Below are 22,807 nucleotides of genomic sequence, written 5' to 3' on the forward strand. Positions count from 1 at the left end.
CGCAGCAGGGGAGCCAAAAACATGCGTCGTGATTTGACCATCAAGACCGGCAGCATGGCCGGCACGTCCGATTTCAGGGTGATGGCTCCGATCAAGAAGGGGTTCGTGCCGTCCCTGGATGCGACCACGTACAAGACCCGCGTCAAATACGTGCTACGGGCGCTGAATGGCGGACGCGCCAACGCGTATGAATACGAGCTCGCCCGCGTGCTGACCGATTCCGTTGACCGCGTCGGGCGAATCCACTCGGTGGGCATCGCCGTGCTCGAACCCGAGGACGAATCCGTGGACGGCGTGGACTATTTGCTGCTGACCGCCACGTTCGACGGCTCCTGGGAAGCCTATGTCCGCGTCATCTGGCAGAAGGCCGCCCGGCTGCTCGACCTCATCTTCTGCAATACCGATGGTTATGTGCTCGGATACGAGAACACGTACGAAAACTGGGGTATCTGGCTCAAGAGCAAGCAGACCGAAGCCTATTTCCTCTATGCCACCCCCGACCTGACCGTGGATGACACGCGCTTCCTGCGGATGGAGGAGCGGGTCTATCGGCGCGCCTCTGGCGCCGGCGCCGACAAGATCGTCACGCGGATCAGGATTCCCTCGCCGGAAGACATCGCGCGACACTCGATATTCGAAGTCGACGGCGAGGTCGGCGTCGATCCGACCAATGCCGGCTTCAGCAAACCGCTCAGCATCGAAGCCGCCGCCCGGCCTCCGTTTCGCCACGGCATCCGCGCACTGGCGGGACTCTACCGTCTGGCCGACTTCTATCCGCCGGGGACGCATGACGGGGTGCTTCTGCATCGGGCCGGTCACGAGCTGCTGCCCGAATTCGTCACCATGATCAACGACCCCACCTACGCGGAAGGGGTCAAGCGCGCCCGCCGGCGCTATGAAGAGGCCCTGCGCTGGTTGATGACCCCGCCCGATGTGGCGCCGGTACGGCGCAACCTGCCCCTCGCCCCGCCGGCAAAACTGCCGTTGCAGGATCCCGGCAACGTGCAGGGCGGAATTCTGACCGCCTACAATTCAGATCACGGCTGCCTGCTGCTGCTGCAGTTCGCCAACCCGGCCGCACTGGCCGCGTTTCTCGGCGTCCTCCAGGTGACTTCCGAAGCCGACGTTCTGACGCCGGGACAAATCGTCACCAACATCGCATTCACGGTCGAGGGACTGCGTCAGGCCGGCCTGTCCGACGAAGAGGTGCGCACTCTGCCGGAAGAGTTCGTGCAGGGCATGGAAAGACGCGCCGGCCTGCTCGGCGATGTGCGTTGGAATCATCCCCAACGATGGCGCCTTCCCGCCAGCAATTGGTCGCTCGGGACCGACGCGCCGGACCTGCCCGAAGGCGACCCGGCGCCGCGCATCAGCATGAGCTCGGTCCATGCCGTCCTTCAACTCCGCCTGTTGCTGTCCAAGGACGCGCAGACGACGGCGGATGCGAGACACGCGTTGATGGCCGAAATGAACCGCCTGGTCGGGGTCGATGCGGGTATCAGGCCCCTTTCGATCCAATGGATGCAGCGGCAGCGCGATAAGAGATCCCGCGACATGCAGGACCATTTCGGGTTCGCCGACGGCAGTTCGAACCCGGTGCTGCGTGAGTGCGAGGCCGGCACGTACTATTCCAATCGGGTGCATCTCGGCGAAATTCTGTGCGGCTATCCGAACATCGCCGACGAGACGGCGCCGTTCGGCAACGCGACCAATCGTGCTCACGCGATGCTCCGCGACGGCAGCTTCATGGCGCTGCGCAAGCTGCGACAGGACGTCGAGCAGCTCGAGGATGTGCTTGCCCGCGCGACGCGACAGGCAGCCGAGATGGCCGGACCGGACGCACCTGCCCTGACGCGCGAGACGCTGATGGCCAAGATGATGGGACGCTGGCCGACCGGCCATCCCCAGGCCGGGCAACCCCTGACCCCTACTCCGCCCCCTGACAAAGGCCACAACGACTTCAACTACGACGCCGACCCGCAGGCCCAATCGTGTCCGTTTCACGCGCACATACGGCGCGCCAATCCGCGCGTGTCGATCACCAAGGCGGATGCCGGCGCCCGGCCCCCACGGATCGTCAGGCGCGGCATGTCCTACGGGCCGCCCGTCGACCCGCAAGCCGCCAAATCCGGCCAGCAAGCAGAGCGGGGCCTGGTTTTCATGGCCTACAATGCCAGCCTCGGCGAGCAGTTCGAGGTGGTGCAGAGCTGGCTCTCTGGCGGCAACAGCGCGGGTTCGTCCTCGGGGGTAAGCGATCCTTTCCTCGGCCTCGCCGAGCCTGGCCGGCTCCGGCATTTCCGTTTCGAGCATGAAGGCCAAACCATTCGCGTCGCGCTCGACGGCTCGGACCGGCTCCACGACGAACCTCGTCCGTTCGTTCGTCTGGAATGGGGAGCATATTTCTTTGCGCCATCGAAGAAGGCGCTTGCCGATCTAAAGCAATGGGCGGCGAGCCAGGGGTACAAACCGGCCGTGACGTGGTGCGCGGATCAGGGGGAAAAGGAGATCGCGCGTCTGCGCCTGATCGAGCGCCAGCAGGGCGAAGCCGCGGCGATGGCCGCGTGGAAGACAGCGCTCGAAGATCCGGATTCAGCCTCGCATTTCGTCAACGCCTCGATGTGGGCTGCGATCCGCGAGCGCCACGGCGGCGCGCTTCGCACGCCCTTCGGGGTCTTGGTGGCCGACCGCGACATGGTCTACAAGGTGTTCGCCGATTCCGACACCAAGCTGACCATCACCGGCTATCTTCCCCGCATGCTGCGGTCGTTCGGCATCCTCTATCTTGGCCGCGACGCCGGGCAGCCGGACCAGGTCTACGAGCAGGAATCCGAGGCCTGCAATGCCGCGATCATGGCCCTCGACCAACCCGCCGCATTCGAGCTGGCGCGTGCGGTCACACAGAAGGTGCTGGGCTTCATGGTCAAGCAGACGATCGACTATGCCGCCAGCGACGGCGAAGCGAGCTGGGAATTGACCGTCGACGTGCACGAATTGGTGGATCCGCTGCTCGCCGCCTTCTGCGAAACGTGGTTCGGATTGAGCGAAGACGGGGGCCATTTCCGCCGCGTCGGCTATCGCTGGGATTGGAAGCCGGGCGAGCCGCCCGGTTATCCTGGCCATTTCCTCTCCCCGTCGCGCTACATCTTCCAGCCGCATCCGAACGCGACAGTGGAGGCGATCGGCGCGGCGCATGGCGACGCTGCGCGCCGTGCGATGGAAGGTTTCCTGACGCAGTTCGGGCCGACAAACGGGCCAGTGACCAAGGCGGTTTACAACTCGCCGCGGGGCACCGGCGACATTCCGTTCGTGGCGCGCACGGTCGCCGGTGCCATGATGGGATTCATTCCGACCGTCGACGGCAACCTGCGGCGGATACTGAACGAATGGCTGCGCGAAGGAACGCTATGGGCGTTGCGCGCTCGCTATGCCGGCACGAAGGCAAAGAACTACATGGACGCCCTCAACCGGCTAAGAGACGACTTCATCCCCGCGATGCAACTTCGCGCGGTGCCCGAATTGATCTGGCGGACAGCCGTCGTTTCGCAAAGCATCGGAGGGGTCGAGGTGAGGCCTGGCGACGTCATCGTCGCCGGCGCAGTCTCCGCCACCCAGCAAAGTCTCGCCGAAGGTCGCCAGGACATCTACCACGCCTTCGGCGGCAACCGCAGGGTCCCGGGGCATCCCACGCATTCATGTCCCGGAGCAGACCCGGCACTGGCGGTGATGCTGGGTTTCTTCAGCGCACTGGTGGAGACGGAGCTACCCTTGCGGACCGGCCCCATTCCAATGAGCCTGACGATGGACGGAAGAGTTCCCGCACCGAGCCCACCTCCACCCTAGAGCCGTGTAAGGAAAGGTGCGCAGGGGTTAGACGGCACAATGCCGAGCGAGCTGATCGTTGGCGTTGCCGACGGGTATGCCAATGACGAGCCTGATCGTCTCCTCCGCATGCCAGTGCATGCCGAGCGCGCGCAGCTTCTCGGCGGCTTCCATCATGGTCTGGCGGGCCGCCTCGCCCCGGCCCTGCCCTGCGAGAAGCTCGCCGCGCAGGGAGAGGTTCAGAGCCGCATCGCGCAGCGAACCGCGCCAGCCTGCGGAGGTTTCAGCCCGTCGCAACCAGCGCTCGCTCAGGCCGCGATCCTGGCGCAGCGCTGCGAGCTTCGCCAGCGAGCGGCATGCCGCCGCCTCGCCCAGTCGCTCGCCTTCGCGCGCACGGCGCAGGACATGGGCGGCATACCGCCGCGCCGTCTCGACATCGCCTTCGGCGGTCGCCGCCTCGACGAGCCAGCTGTACTGAACCGACGTGTAGAAGTGAAAATTGCGCCGCTCCATCCATTCCGCGGCATTCCGCAACTGCAGCAAGCCGTCGGCGTCGCCGGTCGCCGACCAGCGGGCAAATCCGGAGGCGGCGCGGCAATCGGCCAGAAGCAGCAGGCTGCGCGTGTTCTCGGCGATGCGCGCCCCTTCCACGGCGAGCTGCTCCGCCTCCTGCCAGCGGCCCTGCCAGATCAGCGCGACGGCAATCCAGTTGCGGACGGAATTGACGACCGGGTGGGTCGAGCCTTCGACCAGAGCCATGCCTTCACTGAAACAGGCGTGGGCGCCCTCGAAATCGCCGCGATCCGCCAGGACACCGCCCTTGCACGACAGCGCATAGGCCGCCCCGAAGGATATCGCACCATGACGCCGGCTGCGTTGCTGCTTGGTCGAAATGGCAGCGTCGATCAAGGCGATCGCTTCGTCGTACTGACAGCTTGCAGCCAGAATCTGCCCGAGCGTCGCTTCGATCTGCGCGATCAGGCGGCGGTCTTCGAGCTTGCGCGCCAATTCCAGCGCCGTCCGCGTGTGGGTCACGGCCTCCCGGAAGCGGCCAAACCCGTAACACATGTAGCCGAGCCATTCATAGGCGCTGGCCATCGCAGCGGTCTCGCCGAGGGAGGACGCGATCGCAACCGCGCGTTCGAACACGGAGGTGTCGTCGGTCAGCGACAGCGGGTCGAAGATGTTGGCCATACCCAGCTTGTTGGCCAGCAAGCACCAGCGCAGCGATTGCTCGCGCGAGCGATTGGGCACGCGATCCAGCGCCTGCATCGCAACCTGGTACTGCGCGCTGGCACGATCGAGCGCAAATGCAGCCATGGCCTTGTCGCCGGCACGTTCAGCATAATGGGCTGCGCTTTTCCAATGACCTGCGCCTTGCGAATGGTAGGCCAGAGCTTCCATCGCATCCTCGCCATCAGCCTGCTCGGACCGCGCCAGCAGGGTGTCTTCGATCCGCTTGTGCAATGCCTGACGCTCGTGCAGGCCAATGGTGTCGTAGACCGCATCGCGCGTGATGCCGTGCTTGAAGCGAAGGACGCCGCCCGCTGGATCCGCAAAGAGAAAGTCCGCATCCGCCAATGCCCGCACGATGGCCGGGTCGGGTTCGCTGCCGCACGCCGAAACCAGCAACCCGTGCGGCACGGTGTTGCCGATAACGGCCGCGGCGCGCACCACCTTCGCCTCATCGGGCGGCAGGCGTGCCAGGCGCGAAGCGACCAGGGTTGCGATCCAGCCCTGTTTGCTGCGCGCTTCGAACGAGGCAGGATCGTTGGCGGCGATGGAATGGCAGAGCTCTTCGATGAACAACGGCACCCCGCCCGCATAGGCATGGATGCGGGCTACGAGGAAGGGATCGGCCTGCGGGACCCAACGTCGTACGGCAAAGTCGGTTTCCGGCCCCTGAAACGGTTCGAGAAACAGGTGCGGCGCGCCGGAAATCCATTCGGTGCCGTCCTCGCGCGGCCGGCTGGCGAGGATGACGTGAGGTCCGTTGGGCAATTCCAGCAAAGCCTGCAGCAATTGGCGGCTCGCGTCGTCGGACCATTGCCAGTCGTCGATCACCAGCACCAGCGGGCCATGTGCCGACAGTCCGGTGAAGAACCCGAGCAGATCGCCGACGACGCCGTCGACGGTGATGCGGCCGCCACGCGCATCGGCGCCGGCCGACGCCAGTGCCAGGATCGATTCTGCATTCGGACCGAGCTGGGCCGCCCATGGCTCCAGAGCCGCGCGCGCCGTCTCCTTTGCCTCGACGAGGGAGGCGTCCGCTCGAATTCCCAGCGCAGCGCGCAGCATTTGCAGGAATGGTTGCAGAACCTCGGCACCGACGTAACTCTCGCAACTGCCTCGCAGCAGCCTGATGCGCTCGGTGCCGACGTGCCCCAGCACCTCTTCCAGAAGGCGCGTCTTGCCGAGTCCGGGCCCGCCGACGACCACCGCGCAGCGTTGCGCCTGCGCAGGTGCTTCGCTCAGAAAGCGTGTCAGGAAGCCGAATATCTCGTTGCGGCCGATGAAGGGTGTCAGGCCGCGGCGCGAGGTTGCCTCGAAGCGTCGGGTCGCCGTGCTACGACCCAACACCAGCCTCGCCTGCGGCATTCCCGAAGCCGCTGGGAGGTGGGCGGCGAGCTCGAAGAAGTTGGCATGCGGCCCAAGGGCATCGAGGCTGGCCAGGATCTGATCCGGACCGGCGTGGCGCGACAGGTGCGCTGCCGTGTTCACGACATCGCCGATCAGGTCATACCGGCCGGACTCGATGTCGCCTTGGGTCAAGAGCACGGTGCCGGCGTGGATACCCGAATGCATTCGAAGCGGCATCAGCGCCGGCGATACGCCATCGTGGCGCAGCTCTCCGACCCATTCGTGAATATCGAGTGCTGCTTCCGCAGCACGACGACCGTCATCTTCGCCGGATTGGGGATAGCCGAAAATGGCGAGCGCACCGTCTCCCTGCGTTCGGATGATGCGACCACCGTGCTTCGCCACCGCGCGATGCCAGATCTGCCGCAACTGGCTGAGGAGTTCGGAAAGGTGCTCGGACTCGACATCCCGGCCCAGGGCGGTTGATCCGACAAGGTCGGAGAACAGCACCGTCAATCGATGACGTTCGCCTCTGGGGTCGCGGGTCTGCGTAATCATCGTCAATCGCAGCCAACTCGTTGACGAACCGCAAGAACGGTCTCCAGCGGGTGCCAGACCGGATGCAGCAAGTATCGCAAAAGGCCATAGTAACTCGCCCAACCCGCAAGTGGAAGCTCGCGGGGATTGCATCCGCCGAATATGACGATCAGGACGACCGCATTGGCCTAACCTATTCAAAAACCTCATGTCTTCCGTTTGCCGACGGCGCGGCGCCGCCTCGCCTGCGCAGGCCAAGGCGTGGTTCAAAGCCGGTGGTTCACAGCCGGAGGATCACGGCGGAGAATATCGAGCTGGCATTCCTAGGGAAGCGGCAGCCGGTCCAGCTGGCTCTGCGCCTTCTTGACGGCGGCCGCATACCAGCTCTGGCTCGGGGCTTCCTTGGCGAAGCACGCCGTGAAGGCGGTCATTGCCTTGTCCTCGCGGGCCATCTCGCCGCGCGGGTCTTTCTTGTCGATGGGCTTGGCCATCATCTGCTTCCAGACCTTCTCGCAGGTCGCGATCGGGGCGGTCTTCACGGCCTCCCTTGCCGCGAGGAAATAGACCTTGTCGCCATGGATCGCGACGACGTCGATTTCGTCCGGCGGGCCCTTGAGGCCGCCATTGCCGCGCACGCCGAGCACAGCGGCTGCGACGCTCGCCCTTGCCGGCTTGGTGATCGGCAGCTCCGCGTAGATCGCGAAGGCGGCGTCCTGGATGGCGTAATAATAGAAGCGGTCGGATTTCAACGCGGCGCCACTGTCCTGAGGCATGCCGTCGGCGCGATGCTCGCCAAGCCAGTGCTTGAGCAGCCCGGTCGTGGTCACCACAGCCTGCATCTTGTCGCCTTCGGATGCGAAGCTCAGCCCGTCGAGATGGCCGAAGCCGATGTCGTCCTTGAACAGCGTATCGACGTTCGACTTGCCCTCGGCCGGGACTCCCTTGATCGCGACCGGACCGATCAGACCGCGCAGCACGCCGGCCAGCTCCTTCAGGGCCGCATCGTGCTGCTTGTAGATCTCGTCGCTCTCCTTGGCATTCGAGAATTTTGCGATGTAGCGGTCACGCAGGTCGAGATAATGCTGCTCGGGCGCGGCCGCCCCGGCGGGCGCGGCCAGGACGAGCAGGCAGAGCAAGGCAAGCAATCTCATTGCAATTCCGGGAAGACTGGAGAGCGATCTCCATCTTTGTGCCGAGGCCGCGTGCCAAGGTTCATCCATTGGCGGAACGCGGGTGCCCTACTCTGCCGGCGTCAGTTGCTCCCGGTTCAGCCGCACGGCCGCCGTCTCCCGCACGCGAACGCGGGCGCGGCGCTTGCGCCACCAGATCACGACGCCGGTGACAGAGAGCGCGGCGACCACGAGGCCCATCACCGAGATCAGGATACGCCCGAACAGTCCGACGATGCGGCCCGAATGCAGCGGAAACTGCGCCTGCACGAAGATGTCGGCGGCGGTGCCGACCCAGGGCAGCCGCTCGCCAATGGGGCGGCCGTCCTCGCTGTCGTAATAGAGCTGCGCCGGGCCGACGCCGCCGGCACCGTGATCGTCGCCGGGATGGAAGAACGCGGCGGCGTAGACGCCATGGGCCGGGCCGTAGCTGAGCGCGCCGACCGGGGTGGTCCAGCCTCGCGCCTTGCCGTCGGCGGCCGCGCGGGCAGCAATCTCGGCGAACGTCATCTTGGGCTCGATCGGATTATCGAGATCGCGATAGGGCCGCTGCTCATAGGGTGTCGGGGTGTAATTCGACACCATCTTCATCAGCGGCGAGAACACCTCGAAGTAGAGGTTCAGCGAAAACGCGGTGAAGGCGATGATGAACAGTACGCCCCACGTCCACAGGCTGAATGCGCGGTGGATGTCGAAATTGATCCGGTAGGCGCTGCCCGAGGTCTTGATGGTCCAGGCCGGCGCCCAGCGCGCCCAGAAGCCGCGCTCGAGCTGGCGCGCGACCTCAGGCGCCCGCGCGGCCTTGGCGCGCCGGCGCGAGGGCAGCGTCAGATAGAACCCGACGAAGCAATCGATGGTCCAGATGATGGCGATGATGCCGAGCACGCGCATGCCCCAGCGGTCGCTGCCCCAGAATTCCGGGATGTGCATCGTGTAGTGCAGCTTGTAGAGAAACGAGACGAAGTTTTCGCGCGTGACGGGCCAGACCGCGCCCCAATAGCGCCGGCCGAGCTCCGCACCCGTGTTGGGATCGAGGAAGACCTGATTGTAGTCGAGCGGGTAACGCTTGCCGGTCGCGGGGTCGATTCGCGGCATGACGAAGAACCACAGCGAGTGGCCCTGCTCCGGCGTCATGAAGAGGTAGACGACGCGCGCGCGGGGATCGCGCTGCTCGATCATCTTGGCAAGCTCGAGCGAGGGAATGGCCGGGCCCTTCGTCGAGACATCGAACAGATGGCTGTTCAGGACGTCGTCGAGCTCGTGATCCCAGGAGATGATCGCGCCGGTGATGCCGGAGAAGAACAGGAAGGCGGCCGTCAGCAGTCCCGCCCAGCGATGCAGTTTGCCGAATATCGCTCTCATCGCTCAGATCTCATTCCCACTGGGCCCGGCCCCTCATTTGCCGGACCGCTTTTCGATTGGACTCGCCGCCGGCAGTTCAGCCGGTGGGCCTTCGGCCTAACGCAGGGACAGTTGCAGTGCGAGAGGTCCGACATTAGAATTTATCGAGACTGGCCAATAAGCTGCGCGACAAAGCGTCCATGCGTGATCGGGTGTTCGCGCAGCCGCGTGCGTTACGGCCAATCGGCAAAATTCAGCGTCGGTCTCGATCGCCCCGCTCTCGCGCGTGCCGCAACGCGCCGACGCCATACGCCCGGTGCCTCGCCGGTGTGCTTGCGGAAAAAGCGGCTGAAATAGGCGGTGTCCGTGAAGCCCAGCGCAAATGCGATCTGCTTGACGGCGATGGTTCCAGCCTCCAGCCGCGTCGCCGCTTCCCTGACGAGGCGCTGCTGAATCAGCTCGCTCGGCGAGCGCTTCAGCTCGCGGCTGCACAGCGCGTGCAGGCGATCCGGCGTGGTGCCGAGTAGACTGGCGTAATCGCTGACGCGCAAGTGCTGTTGATAGCGCTCCTCGAGCAGCCTGCGGAACCGGCTCAGGATCTCGGTGCTGCTGCTCTCCTCGTTGCGGTTCCCGTCGCCAGCGAACAGGCGCCAGAATCGCAGCACGCACAGCGTCAGCTCCGCCGACATGATCGACGCTGCACCGCTGCGTGCGGGCGTGGCGACCTCGGCGGCGATCGCCGCGATGGAACGCGCGATCGTGGCCGCGAGATCGGCCTCGACCTGCAACGCCAAGGTGCCGCCCGCCCCCTCGAGCGCGAGATAGGCCGCCTCTGCCGATGGCGGGAGATAGCGATGCCAGATACCGGCGCGCAATTGCAGCAGCTGCGCAGTCGTGCCTGCCGACACCTCCAGATAGTCGGCGGATCCTGCCGGGAGCCAGACCAGCGCGGGTCCGACCGTCCGCATGGTCCTGCCGGCCTGACCGATCTCAGCGGTCCCGCCGCCGGGAAGGCAGAGCAGATGAATGAACGGACGGGCCGCTTTCGAGGTCAGCGTCCATCGCCGCGCGACGTAATGCGCCGCGATCAGCTCGGCGCCCACAGGCACAGCCCCACTCGGGGCGGGTGCCGGTGCCGGATCTGAGCCCGCGACGCCTCGACGCACTTGGCCATCGAGGCCAGAACCGTCCAATCTTTCACCGGATTTGTCCATTGTGCGAGCAAAGCTCGGGATGCTTGCTAGGTCAAGTCTCGGTGGCGGCCGGCTCAATGATGCCGCCCTGGAGAAAGTCGGGACCAAAGAGGAAACGACCACTCACGTCGATGCCAACAGTCGCTTGAGTGCAACAGGAGGGAGACACGATATGTTTTCGGCGAACCGTCGAACGTTGCTGCGCGTCGCTGGCCTTGCGGCTCTGGCCGGAACGCTCTGGACCTTTCCGTCCACGGCCGATGCGCAGGAGAAGATCCGGATCGGCTACGCCATTTCCAAGACCGGTCCCTATGCCGGCGGCGCCGGCATCACCACCCTGCCCAATTATGAGCTGTGGGTGAAGGACGTGAATGCCGCCGGCGGCATCAAGCTCGGCGACAAGAAGCTACCGATCGAGGTGGTCGAATATGACGACCGCAGCAGCTCGGAAGAAGCCGTCAAGGCGATCGAGCGCCTCGCCAACCAGGACAAGGTCGATTTCATTCTTTCGCCGTGGGGCACGGGTCTCAATCTCGCGGTCGGCCCGACTCTGAACCGTCTGGGCTACCCTCACCTCGCGGTCACGTCGGTGACCGACAAGGCGCCGGAGCTTGCCAAGCGCTGGTCGAACGCGACGTTCTGGCTCGGGACGTCGGCCCAGATATCCGAGGGGCTCGCCGATCTGCTCGGCAAGCTGAAGAGCGAAGGCAAGATCGGGGCGAACATCGCGATGGTCAGCATCGCCGACCAGTTCGGCATCGAGCTGTCCGCCGCGGGCCGCGAGGCCTTCAAGAAGCACGGCTTCAAGCTCGGCTATGACAAGACCTATCCGATGGGCACGCAGGATCTCCAGCCTCTGTTGAAGGATGCGATCGCCTCGAACCCGGATGCGTTCGTCGCCTTCAGCTATCCGCCGGATACGATCGCGCTGACCGAGCAGGCGCAGCTGTTGAAGTTCAACCCGAAGGTTTTCTATGTTGGCGTCGGCACCGCGTTCCCGCTCTACAAGGGCAAGTTTGCCGCCAACAGCGACGGCGTGATGGGCATCGGCGGTTGGAATGCCGAGTCTCCGCAGCTGAAGGAGTATCTGGCGCGCCACAAGGCCAGGACCGGCAAGGAGCCCGATCGCTGGGCGAGCTCGATCACCTATGCGAGCCTGCAGGTGCTACAGCAGGCGATCGAAAAGGTCGGCAAGCTCGATCGCACCGCTGTCGCGGCGGAAATCCGTGCGGGCACGTTCGAGACCATCATCGGCAAGGTCAAGCTGAAGGACGGGCTGCTTCAGGAGGTCTGGAGCGTCGGACAGTGGCAGAACGGCGAGTTCTACGCCCTCGCACCGACCTCGCTGCCGGGCGCGCGTGCCGCGGTCGTGCCCAAGCCGCAGTGGCAGTAAGGCTGGTTGGCAGGCCTTGCGTCGGCGAGGCCTGCCTGCCGTCCGCTCAAGGGGACGCCGCTTCATGTTGCTTGTCGACATCATCCTGCCGGGCCTCGTGCTCGGCGGCATGTACGCGCTGATCGCGCTCGGGCTGACGCTGCAATATGGCGTGGCGCGGATCATGAACCTCTCCTATGGAGAGTCGCTGGTCGCGGCCGCCTTCGGCGCGTTCTCGCTCTACGGCGGCCTTGGGCTGAGCCCGCTCGCGGCGCTGCTGCTGGCGGTCCCGGTCGCGATGGTGCTGAACTGGCTGCTGTATCGCTTGCTGCTGGAACGGCTGATGCGGCGCGGCAAGGACCGGGGCGCGCAGGAGATCGACAGCATCCTCGTCACCTTCGGCGTGCTGTTCGTGATCCAGGGCGCCATGCTGGTCGCCTTTGGCGGCCAGTACTACAGCTATAGCTATCTCTCCATTCCGCTGACGATCATGGGCTCGACGCTTGCTGTCAATCGGCTCGTCGCGCTGCTGTTCGCGGCGCTGGTCGGCGGCGCCGTGTATCTCGCCCTCACCCGCACCCGGATCGGCACTGCCGTACGCGCCATCGCAGTCGATGCCAACGCCGCGCGTCTCGTCGGCATCGACGTCGCGGCCCTGTCGGGGCTGGCGTTTGCCTTTGGCGGCGGCCTCGTCGCCGTCGGCGGCGTGCTGATCAGCATGTTCCTCACCTTCAATGCCGCGATGGGGGTGGTCTTCACCATGAAGGCACTGGTCGTCATCATCATGGGCGGTGTCGGCAAAGTCATCGGTGCGCTGGTCGCCGGACTGCTGCTTGGTGTGGTCGAGACCGCGGTGGCGCGGCTGGTCGATCCCGGTCTGACGCTGGCTGCGACCTACGCACTGTTTCTCGGCGTGCTCGTGATCAAGCCCACCGGCCTGTTCGGCAGGGCGGCGTCATGACGGGGCCCGTCCGCATTCTGCTGTGGTGCGCCGGCCTCGCCCTCGCCGCATGCCTCGTCACCTATCCGCTCTATGCCAACGGCTATTATCTCGCGCTCGGCATCAGCGTGCTCTATTTCACGATCCTGGCGACCGCGTGGGCGATGTTCTCGGGCCCGACGCGCTACATCTCGCTTGCAACGGTCGCGTTCTTCGGGCTCGGCGCTTACACGGCTGCGGTGCTCGGCGAGACCATGCCCTGGCCGGTCGTGCTGCTGGCCGCAGCCGGCGTGGGCGCACTCACCGCCGCAATCACCGGGCTTTCGACGCTGCGGCTGTCCGGAATCTATTTCGTGATCTTCTCCTTCGGCCTGGCCGAGCTGATCCGGCAGCTCGTGATCTGGTACGAGGTCAACATCCACAAATCGGTCGGCCGCTATCTCTTCAGTGCGGTGACGCAGGACGTTCTCTACTGGCAGCTGCTGGGCTTGACCGCGGTCGTCTTCCTGGTGGGCTGGATGCTCGGGCGCTCGCGCTATGGGCTGGCCCTGCGCGCCATCGGCGCCGACGAGACCGCGGCGAGCCATTCCGGCATCGATGCCACGCGGATCAAGCTCGGCGTCTTCATTCTGAGCGCGACCTTCATGGCGGTGACCGGCGCGGTCATGGCGCCACGCTGGACCTATATCGATCCGGCCATTGCGTTCAATCCGACCATCTCGTTCCAGGTCGTGATCATGGCCCTGCTGGGCGGCGCGGGCTCGCTGTTCGGGCCCGTGCTGGGCGTCATTCCCCTGGTCCTGCTCTTCGAGGTGCTGACGGCGACGCTGCCCAACCATTTCAGCATCGTGCTCGGCGTCATCTTCGTGTTCATCGTGATGGTGTTGCCGAACGGCGTGATCGGCCTGTTCGGGGCGGGCCGCTGGCGTGTTCCGGCCGGCGGTCCCGCCGCCGCGCCCGCCCGCGCGGGCGATGCACCGCTGCTCGCGGTCGACGGTGTCAGCAAATCGTTCAGCGGACTACGCGCCGTCGACGGTGTCAGCTTCACAGTCACGCCAGGCGAGATCATCGGCATCATCGGCCCGAACGGATCCGGCAAGACGACGCTGCTGAATACGCTGTCCGGGGCGCTGCGGCCCTCCTCGGGCACGATCCGGCTGGGCGGCATCGTCCTCAACGGTATGCGCGCGCACCAGATTGCGCGCCTTGGCCTTGCGCGCACGTTCCAGCTGGTGCGCGTGATGCCGGACCTGACGGTGGCCGAAAACGTTGCGGCGGCGCAGCTGTTCTCGACGACGAACGGCTCGGGCGCAACGGCAAGCGAGCTGCTGGACCTCGTCGGGCTCGGCAAGCTGCAGGAAACGCCCGCGAGCGACCTGACCTATATCGACCAGAAGCGGCTCGAGCTTGCCCGCGCGCTGGCGCTGCAGCCGCGCCTCGTGCTGCTCGACGAATGGCTGGCGGGCCTCAACCCGAGCGAGCTCGAGACCGGCATCGCGCTGATCGCGAAATTGCGCGATCGCGGCCTCACCATCATCATGGTCGAGCATGTCATGGATGCGATTCGAGCGCTGTGCAGCCATTGCATCGTCATGAATGCCGGCAGCGTGATCGCGCGCGGCGCGCCGGAGGCCGTGTTGTCCGATCCAAAAGTCGTTGCAGCCTATCTCGGAGGCGACGATGCTTGAGGTCGCCGCCCTCTCCCATTTCTATGGCAAGCACCAGGCTCTCGCCGACATTGCGCTCGCTATTGGGCAAGGCGAGATCGTCGCGATCCTCGGCGCCAACGGCGCCGGCAAGTCCACCCTGCTCAAGAGCATCGCCGGGCTGGTCAAACCTGCCCCCGGCGCAACGATCCGGTTCGAGGGACATCACATTGGCGAGCTGCCCGCCCACCTGATCGTGGAGCGCGGCATCGCGCTGGTGCCCGAAGGCCGCGGCGTATTCGGCGATTTGACGGTTGCCGAGAATCTGCAGCTCGGCGCCTACCCCGCCCGCGCCCGCGCAGGCGAGGCAGACCGGCTCGCGAGGATCCTGCGACTGTTCCCGCGCCTTGCCGAGCGTATAGCCCAGGCCGTTCGCACCATGAGCGGCGGCGAGCAGCAGATGGTGGCGATCGGCCGGGCGCTGATGTCGAACCCGCTGCTGCTCCTGCTCGATGAGCCTTCGCTCGGCCTGTCGCCCCTGCTCAGCCGCGAAGTGTTCCGTGCACTGGCGGAGATCCGTAGCAGCGGCCTCAGCGTGTTGCTGGTCGAGCAGAATGCGCGGGCGAGCCTCGACATCGCCGACCGTGTCTACCTGATCGAGTCCGGCCGCAACGCCGGCAGCGGGCCGGCCAGTGCGATGAAGAACGATCCGGAGGTCCAGCGCGCCTATCTCGGCAAGGCCCGCGCGGCCCCGTCCCCACCATAATCGCTCAATCCCGCCTGCAACCTTTGGAGTGCATCATGAACGCGATCGACCTTCTCATCGGCGGCAAGGACCAGTCGGCCAGCCATCAGCGTACCTTCCAGCGCCACAACCCGATCTCCGGCGACGTCGCGACGATCGTGGCGGCGGCCTCGATCGACGACGCGATGCGGGCCGCGGACGCTGCGGCCGCCGCGTTCCCGGCTTGGTCACAGCTCGGCCCGTCGGAGCGCCGCAAGCGGCTCAATGCGGCCGCCGACATCCTCGCGCGCCGTGCCGCGGAGTTCACCGCGCTGATGGTCGCTGAAACCGGCGCCACCGCGGGCTGGGCCGGATTCAACGTGCACCTGGCCGAAGGCATGCTGCGCGAAGCCGCGGCCATGACGACGCAGATATCCGGCGAAGTCATACCGACCGACAAGCCCGACAACCTCGCCATGGCGTTTCGCCAGCCGGTCGGCGTGGTGCTCGGCATCGCGCCCTGGAACGCTCCCGTGATCCTCGGCGTGCGATCGGTCGCGATGCCGCTCGCCTGCGGCAATACCGTGGTGCTGAAGGCGTCCGAGATGAGCCCGGGCGTGCATCGGCTGATCGGAAGCTGCCTGGCGGAGGCCGGCCTCGGTGACGGCGTCGTCAATGTCGTCACCAACGCGCCGGAGGATGCGCAGGCGGTGGTCGAGGCGCTGATCGCCCATCCTGCGATCCGCCGCGTCAACTTCACCGGCTCGACCCGCGTCGGCCGCCTCATCGCACTCGCATGCGCCAAGCACCTGAAGCGCGCGCTGCTGGAGCTCGGCGGCAAGGCCCCGCTCGTGATCCTCGACGATGCCGATCTGGACGCCGCCGTGAATGCGGCAGCGTTCGGCGCCTTCATGAACCAGGGGCAGATCTGCATGTCGACCGAGCGGATCGTGGTCGACGACAAGGTGGCGGACGCCTTCATCGCCAAGTTCGCCGCCAAGGCCAGGAGCCTTCCCTTGGGCGATCCCCGCAAGGGCAATGTCGTGCTGGGCTCGCTGGTCAGTGACGCCGCCTGCGAGCGCGTCCGGGGCCTGATCGACGATGCCGTCGCCAAGGGCGCCGTGCTCGCTGCCGGCGGCCACGGCAGCGGCACCATTATGCCCGCCACCATCGTCGACCATGTCACGCCGGCGATGCGGATCTATGGCGAGGAGAGCTTTGGTCCGGTCGTGACCGTGGTGCGCGTGAGCGGGATCGACGAGGCCGTGCGCGTGGCCAACGACACCGAATACGGCCTCTCCTCGGCCGTGTTCGGCCGCGACATCGCCCGTGCGCTCGGCGTTGCCAGGCGGATCGAGGCGGGCATCTGCCACGTCAACGCTCCGACCGTGCATGACGAGCCTCAGATGCCGTTTGGCGGGACCAAGGCGTCAGGCTATGGCCGCTTCGGCGGCAAGGCCGCAATCGACGAGTTCACCGAACTGCGCTGGATCACCGTGCAGACCGGGCCCCGGCACTATCCGTTCTGATCGGCGGGATGCAGGTCCGGTCTCCAAGGCCGGACCGTCCTCGCATTGTGCTCACCAGCGGTAGGTCAGCCTGGCGATGGCTTTCCGCCCTTCCGCGTAGAAGCAGCCCGACATGCTGTAACATGAGGCGACATAGCGGGTGTCGGCGAGATTGGTGACGTTCAGCGCCAGGCGCCAATTGTCCCTGTTGTAGGCCAGCAGCGCGTCGAGAACGGTCGACGATCCCACCTTGAACGTGTTGGCCTCGTCGCCCCAGGTCGCGCCGACATAGCGGATGCCGCCGCCGAACTGCAGGCCGGCGAGCGGCCCGTTCTGCAGCGTATAGTCGCTCCACAGCGAGGCGCGGTTAAGCGGCACAGTAGTTGGCGCCTTGCCGACATTCACCGGATCCTGCGTGACCATGGCGTCGACATAGGCATAGGCGGCGCGCAGGTTCCAGCCATCGGCGAGCGACATCGTGCCTTCGAGCTCGATGCCGCGCGACTTCACCTGCCCGATCTGTTCGTAAAAGGTGGCCGCGGGCACGTACACAGCGACGTTATCGCGCGTCAGGTCGAAGGCGGCGAAGGTGAACAGCGCGTTCCAGCCGATCGGCTGATACTTGACGCCGACCTCGTATTGGACGCCGGTCTCGGGATTGAGCATTTGTCCGCCAAACCCGGTCGCGAGCAGCGGCAGGAACGATTCCGAGTAGCTGAAATAGGGCGCGATGCCGCTATCGAAATTGTACATCACGGCGGCTCGGCCGGTGAAGGCCGAGGCGTCCTTCGCGGCCGTGGTATTGGCGATACCGTTATCGACCTGCGTGGTCACGAAATCCTGACGGCCGCCGAGCTGGAACGAGAGCCGGCCGAGCTTGATCTGATCCTGCGCATAGACGCCGACCTGGGACTGCTTGACGCCGGTGTTGTCGTACATGGCGCCGATGGCGTAGTCGTAGCTGTAGTTCGGGTTGAAGACGTTGATCTCGGGGGACGAGGTCGTGACGCCGAAGGCGGTGTCGCGGAAGGAGGTGTTGCGATAGTCGACGCCAACCAGCGTGGTGTGGCTGAGAATGCCGGTGGTGAACTTGCCCTGGAGCTGGTTGTCCACGGCGAATGAGTTGATGTAGGAGTTGCTGTAGCTGCCATAGCGCGCGAGCTGCCCTGCGGCTTCGTTGGTATAGCCGCCGCCGTAAAACACCTTCTCCTCGTTGTGCTGATAGGCGTAACGCAGATTTTGCCGGAACGTGACGTTGTCGGTGAAATTGTGCGCGAGCTGGTAGCCGACGGTTGCGATCTCGGTGTTGAATGCGTCGAAGCCCGGCACGCCCGCGAAGAACGAGACCGGGATGGTGCGGCCGTTGTTCGGCCAAACCGTGCCCGAGGCCGGCAGGAACTGAAGGCCCCACCCTGCCCGGTCCTGCTGATAGTTGGCGAGCAGGGTGATGGTGGTGTCCTCGTTCGGCTTGAAGGTGACGGCGGGCGCGATGAAGACGCGATTGTCCTTGCTGAAATCGACCTGGGTCTCGCCGTCGCGCACGACGCCGGTCAGGCGCCACAGCACCGTGCCTTCCTTGTTGGCGGCGCCGCCCATGTCGAACTGGCCCTGATAGCGGTTGAAGCTGCCACCCGAGATCGAGACCTCGCCGAACTGCTGCGCCGTCGGCAGCTTGGTCACGTAGTTGAGAACGCCGCCTGTGCCGCTGCCGCCATACATCGCGGAGGACGGACCCTTGAGCACCTCGATACGCTCGGCCCCATAGGGCTCGAGGCCATTGAAGTGCACGTAGTTGCTGGAGGGAATCCGCAAGCCGTCGACGAAGAGGCCCGGCATCGTCATGTCGAAGCCGCGGATCTGGAGGCCGCCGAAGCGGGTGTCCGAGCCGCCATTGACGTCGCCGCTGACGCCGGCGGTGTAGCGCAAGGCCTCGCCGATCGAGACCGCGCCCTGGTTTCTGATCTGGTCGGTGGTGATGACCGACACCGACTGCGGCGTTTCGATCAAGGGCGTATCGGTCTTGGTGGCGGTGCCGCTGCGCGTCGCGACGAAACCGCGTACCGGTCCGTTGGCGCGTTCGCTCGTGGCACCGTTCGATGCTGCCGACTGAGTGGGCGCGGCCTGCTGCGCCGGGCCCCGACGATTGGCGCGTGCGGTTCGCGCCGCCGCAGCCCGTCGCGACGACGCAATCGCCGCTGGACGGGTGCGCTGCGTCGGCGCTTCGACGGTGACAGAGGGAATCTGCGTCTGGGCTTGGGCAGAGCCGAAGGGCACGGCGAGAGCGAGTGTGCTGGCCGCACCGAGGAAGAGCATCTGGATTTGTCGGCGGCGCGTGTTCTTACGCGAAGAAGGTTGGAAATCGGTCACGTCTGTTGAGCCCCACGCACTGCCGGCTTTGCCGGTATCGATCTTGATGGCCCGCCCTAACTCAGGCGGTTTCGGAGTGCGATAGGAACGGCGTTAGAATTTCTCCAGACGTGTGCACAGCACGTGCGACGCATGCGCTCATGCGCGCTGCTTCTTTGGAATTGGAATGCTTCTAGAATGTTTCTGTCAGTGTGTCAGGACCCGACCGCGTGCGACGGCCGCGTCGCGCAATCAGTGTTGCGACCAAAGCCAGGGGTGGGAGCGGATGAAGGTCACGTCCGGTCCGCGTGACAACAGGTCGTGCTCTTCTCGCCAGCCAGCGCGCTGCGGCTGTTGCGGTCCGGCGGAATGTCGCCAGCCGCATTCGCCGCAAAGAATCCGGTTGGCTTCAACACGAAGCCGGCATATTCCACCGGCATGATCGGAAAGTCTTCGGGCTTGCAGACATGGGTGTGGCCGAAGGAGTGCCACACCACGATGTCGGCATTCTCGATATTGCGATTCTGCGCGGCATAGCGCGGCAGGCCGTCACCGCCGGCGTGAACGTTGGGATAGTCGCCGCTGGCATATTTCTCGGCCGGATCGAATGCAGTTACCCAGACATGCTTGGTGGCGAAGCCGCCACGCTTGCGCACGTAACTACCCTCCTGGGCCAGCATCAGCGGGCTGGGATTGACGACGAGCTTGTAGGCCGGTGCACCGCCGACCGAGTTGATCTCGTTCGGATTACTGATCTTCCAGAATCGGCCGGTCTCGCCATTGGCGACCGCTGCGGCGTCGCGCTCGCGCGACAGCACGCGCGTGGTGGTGTCGAACACGTTGCCGTGCGGATTGTCGTCGCCCCAGGGCCGCGGCACGAACTCGTGCTCCGTCACTGTGTTACCGCCGCCGTCGAGATCCATATGCAGGCGGACGTTGAAGAAGTGCTGGTGCGTGGGGCCGCCGAGATTATCGTCGACCATGCCGCCCCATCGGTACTTTTCGCCCGGCCGCACCGCGGCGGTCTGGATGATGCCGGTGAGTTTCGTCTCCAGCTGAATCGTGCCGTCCTGATAGAGATACCAGTAGAAGCCGTAATCGTAATTGCCGACGGTGGCGAAGAACGAGATCACGAGCCGCCGGGATCTCCGCACCTCGAACAGGCCGTTGCGAAACTCGTAGTGCTTCCAGGCAATCCCGTAGTCCTCCTCATGCATGCAGATCGCGTTCTGCATGACGAAGGGCTCGCCCTTGTTGTCGGCGGCAGGCACGTCGAAATAGTGGATGTTGCCGAGGCAGTCGCAGCCCAGCTCCAGCGCGTTGGCGAGCATGCCGAGCCCGTATTCGCCGGCATCGAAGGCCGACTTCCAGAAGTGGCTAGCGGTCGGATCGGCATAAGGCACCACCATCTCGGTGACGCTGGCGCGGTGGATCAGCGACCGCTTACGCGCGCCGTCCTGGTAGGCGAGCTGATGCAGCACGAGACCCTCGCGCGGCGTGAATCCGACGCGGAAGCTCCATTTCTGCCAGTCGACTTTCCAGCCGTCGACCTTGAAGCTCGGCCCTTCCGGCTGCTCGATATGCAGCGGCTTGATGTCGGTGCGCGGGTTTGGCACCTCATGCGCGCCGTAGTTCCGTTTCTTGCGCGGAATCGGCACGATCGGATCTTCATCCGTGAGCTCGATGATCTTGCCCCCGATGAGGTCGACCACAGCGACAACGCCCTCGATCGGATGGGCGTAGCCGTTGTCCTGAAGGTGCTCGCGAAAATAGCTGACGGCCCGCACGATGCGGGCGCCGCGCTCGAACGCTTTGTCGAAGAATCCGGAGGAGAACGGGTCGACCTGAACCAGCTCGATGTCCTTGTCGGTCAGCCCGCGCCGAACCATCGCCGCCCGCCAAGCGGGATCGGCCTTCACCACGGCATCGCACTTGAACAACTCTTCCAGCATCACCGGCGGCTGCCCATAGGGCGCCTCGCGATTCGGCACGACCTTGCGGCCGACGATCTCGCCGCGGCCGAGGTCGACGATATGCTCGATCGCCTCGCCCGTGGCGACGTCGAGCGTCAACGCGAAGGCACGGCGTCCCACCTCGCCTGAAGCCAGCTCCTGCTTGGTCGGCTCCTCCAGCCGCACCGTCGGGAAACGGCAGTTCGCCGCTGAGGCGGCCGCCGCCCGCACCAAAGCGCAAGCCGCGGTGATCTCGTCGGCCGTCAGCGGATCGAGCGGATGCGGTGTCGCGGTCTGCGCTTGCGGTTGGGCTTTGGCGGTTTCAAGCATGAGGACGTCCAAATATCAGGCGAGATGTGCGGTGATGGCGCGGAAGGCAGCAAACCAGCGCTGGTCGATCGACACGTCCATCGCCTTGGGCTGTGTTGCGAGCTTGACGATGACGGTGTCGGAGTCGAGGTCGACATAGAGGTGCTGGCCGTGAATGCCGATCGCGGTGAGCGCGTTGCGCGAAGGATCGATGGTGAACCATTTGCTGCGGTAGCGCGCGCCCGGGAAGAACTCGGCGAGGTCGCCATCGGCCCACGCCTTGGGATCACCGTTCTCGCGGATATCGTCGATCCACCAGCCCGGCACCACCTGCCGGCCCTCGACGACGCCGCGGCAGCGGATCATCTCCCCGAAGCGGACGAGATCGCGCGCGGTGACCGAGATGCCGCCGGCAATGCGGCCCATGCCGTGGCTATCGAGTGTGAGAGAGCCGTCCTCCTCCGCGCCCAGGGGCTGCCACAGAAACTCGGAGAGAATAAGATGGTAGGGCATCCCGCAGGCGCGTTCATAGACCCAGCCGAGCACCTCGGTATTGGGCGAGACGTAGTGGAACACCTTGCCGTGCGGTTTGCCGCTGCCGCGCAGCGTCGTCAGATAAGCGCGCTGATGGCTGGGCTCGACGTCCGGCGGCGGCACGTCCCAGCCCGAGGAGAACCGATAGCGCGCGAGGTCGCCGGCGGGGTCCTCGTAATCCTCCTCGAACTTGATGGCGACGGCCATGTCGAGCAGGTTGCGGACGGTGCAGCCGGCGTAGGCCGATGTCTCCAGCTCCGGCACGTAGCGCAGCACCCTCGCCTCTGGATCGACCAGGCCGCGCGCGGCCAGCACGCCGCCGAGCGTGCCAGCGATCGCCTTGCTGATCGAGCAGATCAGGTGCGGCGTGGTCGCGCTCATGCCGTCGCCGTACCATTCATGGATCAGCGTGCCCTGATGCATCACGAGGAGCGTGTCGGCAAAGGTTTCGCGCAGCGCGCATTCGATCGTGGTCGCTTTGCCATCAGGCCCGGTGAAGCCGAGCTTTGCCAGTTCGCGCGGGGCGCTTCTCATTGGCGTCGGCCGGGCGGAGCGGCGAATCTCTGCGGTCGGCAGCACTTCGCGGGTGTGGGTAAAACCCCAGCGGATCGCGGGAAAGCTGCGCCAATTGGCGCGCGTCACCTGAGCCTCGGGTACGGGCGGGCTGCCGCGCATGACATCGGTCGATCGCATCTCGCTCCCTCCGCGAAGCGCCGTCCCGGCAGCGATGTCGGAACGGCAGGACGGAAGCCTGCACGGCGGCGCTGTCAGGCGTTATCGAGATCCGGCAATATTTTGCTGGACAGCGTCTCTGGCCGTGCCAGTCTGGCGCGGGTC

The 22,807-nt window shown here is 65.5% G+C and carries 13 protein-coding genes; 6 read left to right on the plus strand and 7 right to left on the minus strand.

The annotated features are described in order from the left end of the window. Positions 1 to 21 precede the first annotated feature (21 nt). Positions 22 to 3,840 carry a Dyp-type peroxidase gene (locus I6F24_RS27175; protein WP_225149685.1) on the plus strand — a complete coding sequence of 1,273 codons (3,819 nt, stop codon included), beginning with the start codon at positions 22 to 24 and terminating at the stop codon, positions 3,838 to 3,840. Positions 3,841 to 3,867: 27 nt separating this feature from the next. Here I6F24_RS27175 and I6F24_RS27180 read toward each other — a convergent pair whose 3' ends face one another. From I6F24_RS27180 to I6F24_RS27195, 4 genes are all read right to left on the minus strand, one after another. Further along, positions 3,868 to 6,909, minus strand: coding sequence for an AAA family ATPase (locus I6F24_RS27180; protein WP_346656938.1), 3,042 nt, complete (start codon positions 6,907 to 6,909; stop codon positions 3,868 to 3,870). Between the two features lie 350 nt (positions 6,910 to 7,259). After that, positions 7,260 to 8,087: a hypothetical protein gene (locus I6F24_RS27185; protein WP_036028051.1), complete on the minus strand. Its 828-nt coding sequence runs from the start codon at positions 8,085 to 8,087 to the stop codon at positions 7,260 to 7,262. An 87-nt stretch (positions 8,088 to 8,174) separates the two neighbouring features. Further along, the gene (gene fsrB, locus I6F24_RS27190; protein ID WP_036028050.1) at positions 8,175 to 9,467 is read right to left on the minus strand and encodes a siderophore utilization protein FsrB; all 1,293 of its coding nucleotides are present in this window, start codon (positions 9,465 to 9,467) and stop codon (positions 8,175 to 8,177) included. Between the two features lie 212 nt (positions 9,468 to 9,679). Beyond that, positions 9,680 to 10,555 (minus strand): helix-turn-helix domain-containing protein, encoded by an 876-nt coding sequence (locus I6F24_RS27195; protein ID WP_225149684.1) that lies wholly within the window; start codon positions 10,553 to 10,555, stop codon positions 9,680 to 9,682. 256 nt (positions 10,556 to 10,811) lie between these two features. Between I6F24_RS27195 and I6F24_RS27200 the strand changes: the two genes are divergently transcribed. From I6F24_RS27200 to I6F24_RS27220, 5 genes are all read left to right on the plus strand, one after another. Then, on the plus strand, positions 10,812 to 12,032 hold the full coding sequence (locus I6F24_RS27200) for an amino acid ABC transporter substrate-binding protein (protein ID WP_225149683.1): 1,221 nt from the start codon (positions 10,812 to 10,814) through the stop codon (positions 12,030 to 12,032). Between the two features lie 64 nt (positions 12,033 to 12,096). Then, positions 12,097 to 12,972: a branched-chain amino acid ABC transporter permease gene (locus I6F24_RS27205; RefSeq protein WP_225149682.1), complete on the plus strand. Its 876-nt coding sequence runs from the start codon at positions 12,097 to 12,099 to the stop codon at positions 12,970 to 12,972. Next, entirely contained in the window at positions 12,969 to 14,639 is a 1,671-nt protein-coding gene (locus tag I6F24_RS27210; RefSeq protein ID WP_050996039.1) for a branched-chain amino acid ABC transporter ATP-binding protein/permease, read from the plus strand. Before I6F24_RS27205 ends, I6F24_RS27210 begins: the two co-directional genes overlap by 4 nt. Beyond that, complete coding sequence (locus I6F24_RS27215; RefSeq protein ID WP_225149681.1) at positions 14,632 to 15,363, plus strand: ABC transporter ATP-binding protein; 732 nt, start codon at positions 14,632 to 14,634, stop codon at positions 15,361 to 15,363. The genes I6F24_RS27210 and I6F24_RS27215 overlap by 8 nt, the downstream gene beginning before the upstream one ends. Before the next feature lie 35 nt (positions 15,364 to 15,398). After that, a complete protein-coding gene (locus I6F24_RS27220; RefSeq protein ID WP_036028045.1) occupies positions 15,399 to 16,850 on the plus strand; it encodes an aldehyde dehydrogenase in 1,452 nt (483 codons plus the stop codon). 51 nt (positions 16,851 to 16,901) lie between these two features. Here I6F24_RS27220 and I6F24_RS27225 read toward each other — a convergent pair whose 3' ends face one another. The 3 genes from I6F24_RS27225 to I6F24_RS27235 all read right to left on the minus strand — a co-directional run bounded on the left by I6F24_RS27225 (position 16,902) and on the right by I6F24_RS27235 (position 22,663). Beyond that, the gene (locus tag I6F24_RS27225) at positions 16,902 to 19,142 is read right to left on the minus strand and encodes a TonB-dependent siderophore receptor (protein ID WP_225149680.1); all 2,241 of its coding nucleotides are present in this window, start codon (positions 19,140 to 19,142) and stop codon (positions 16,902 to 16,904) included. 326 nt (positions 19,143 to 19,468) lie between these two features. Further along, positions 19,469 to 21,457, minus strand: a complete 1,989-nt coding sequence (locus I6F24_RS27230; protein WP_225149679.1) for a primary-amine oxidase — start codon at positions 21,455 to 21,457, stop codon at positions 19,469 to 19,471. Positions 21,458 to 21,472: 15 nt separating this feature from the next. Then, entirely contained in the window at positions 21,473 to 22,663 is a 1,191-nt protein-coding gene (locus I6F24_RS27235) for a serine hydrolase (RefSeq protein WP_225149678.1), read from the minus strand. Positions 22,664 to 22,807: the final 144 nt, after the last annotated feature.

Source organism: Bradyrhizobium sp. BRP23, from assembly GCF_020194135.1.
Lineage (GTDB): Bacteria > Pseudomonadota > Alphaproteobacteria > Rhizobiales > Xanthobacteraceae > Bradyrhizobium > Bradyrhizobium yuanmingense.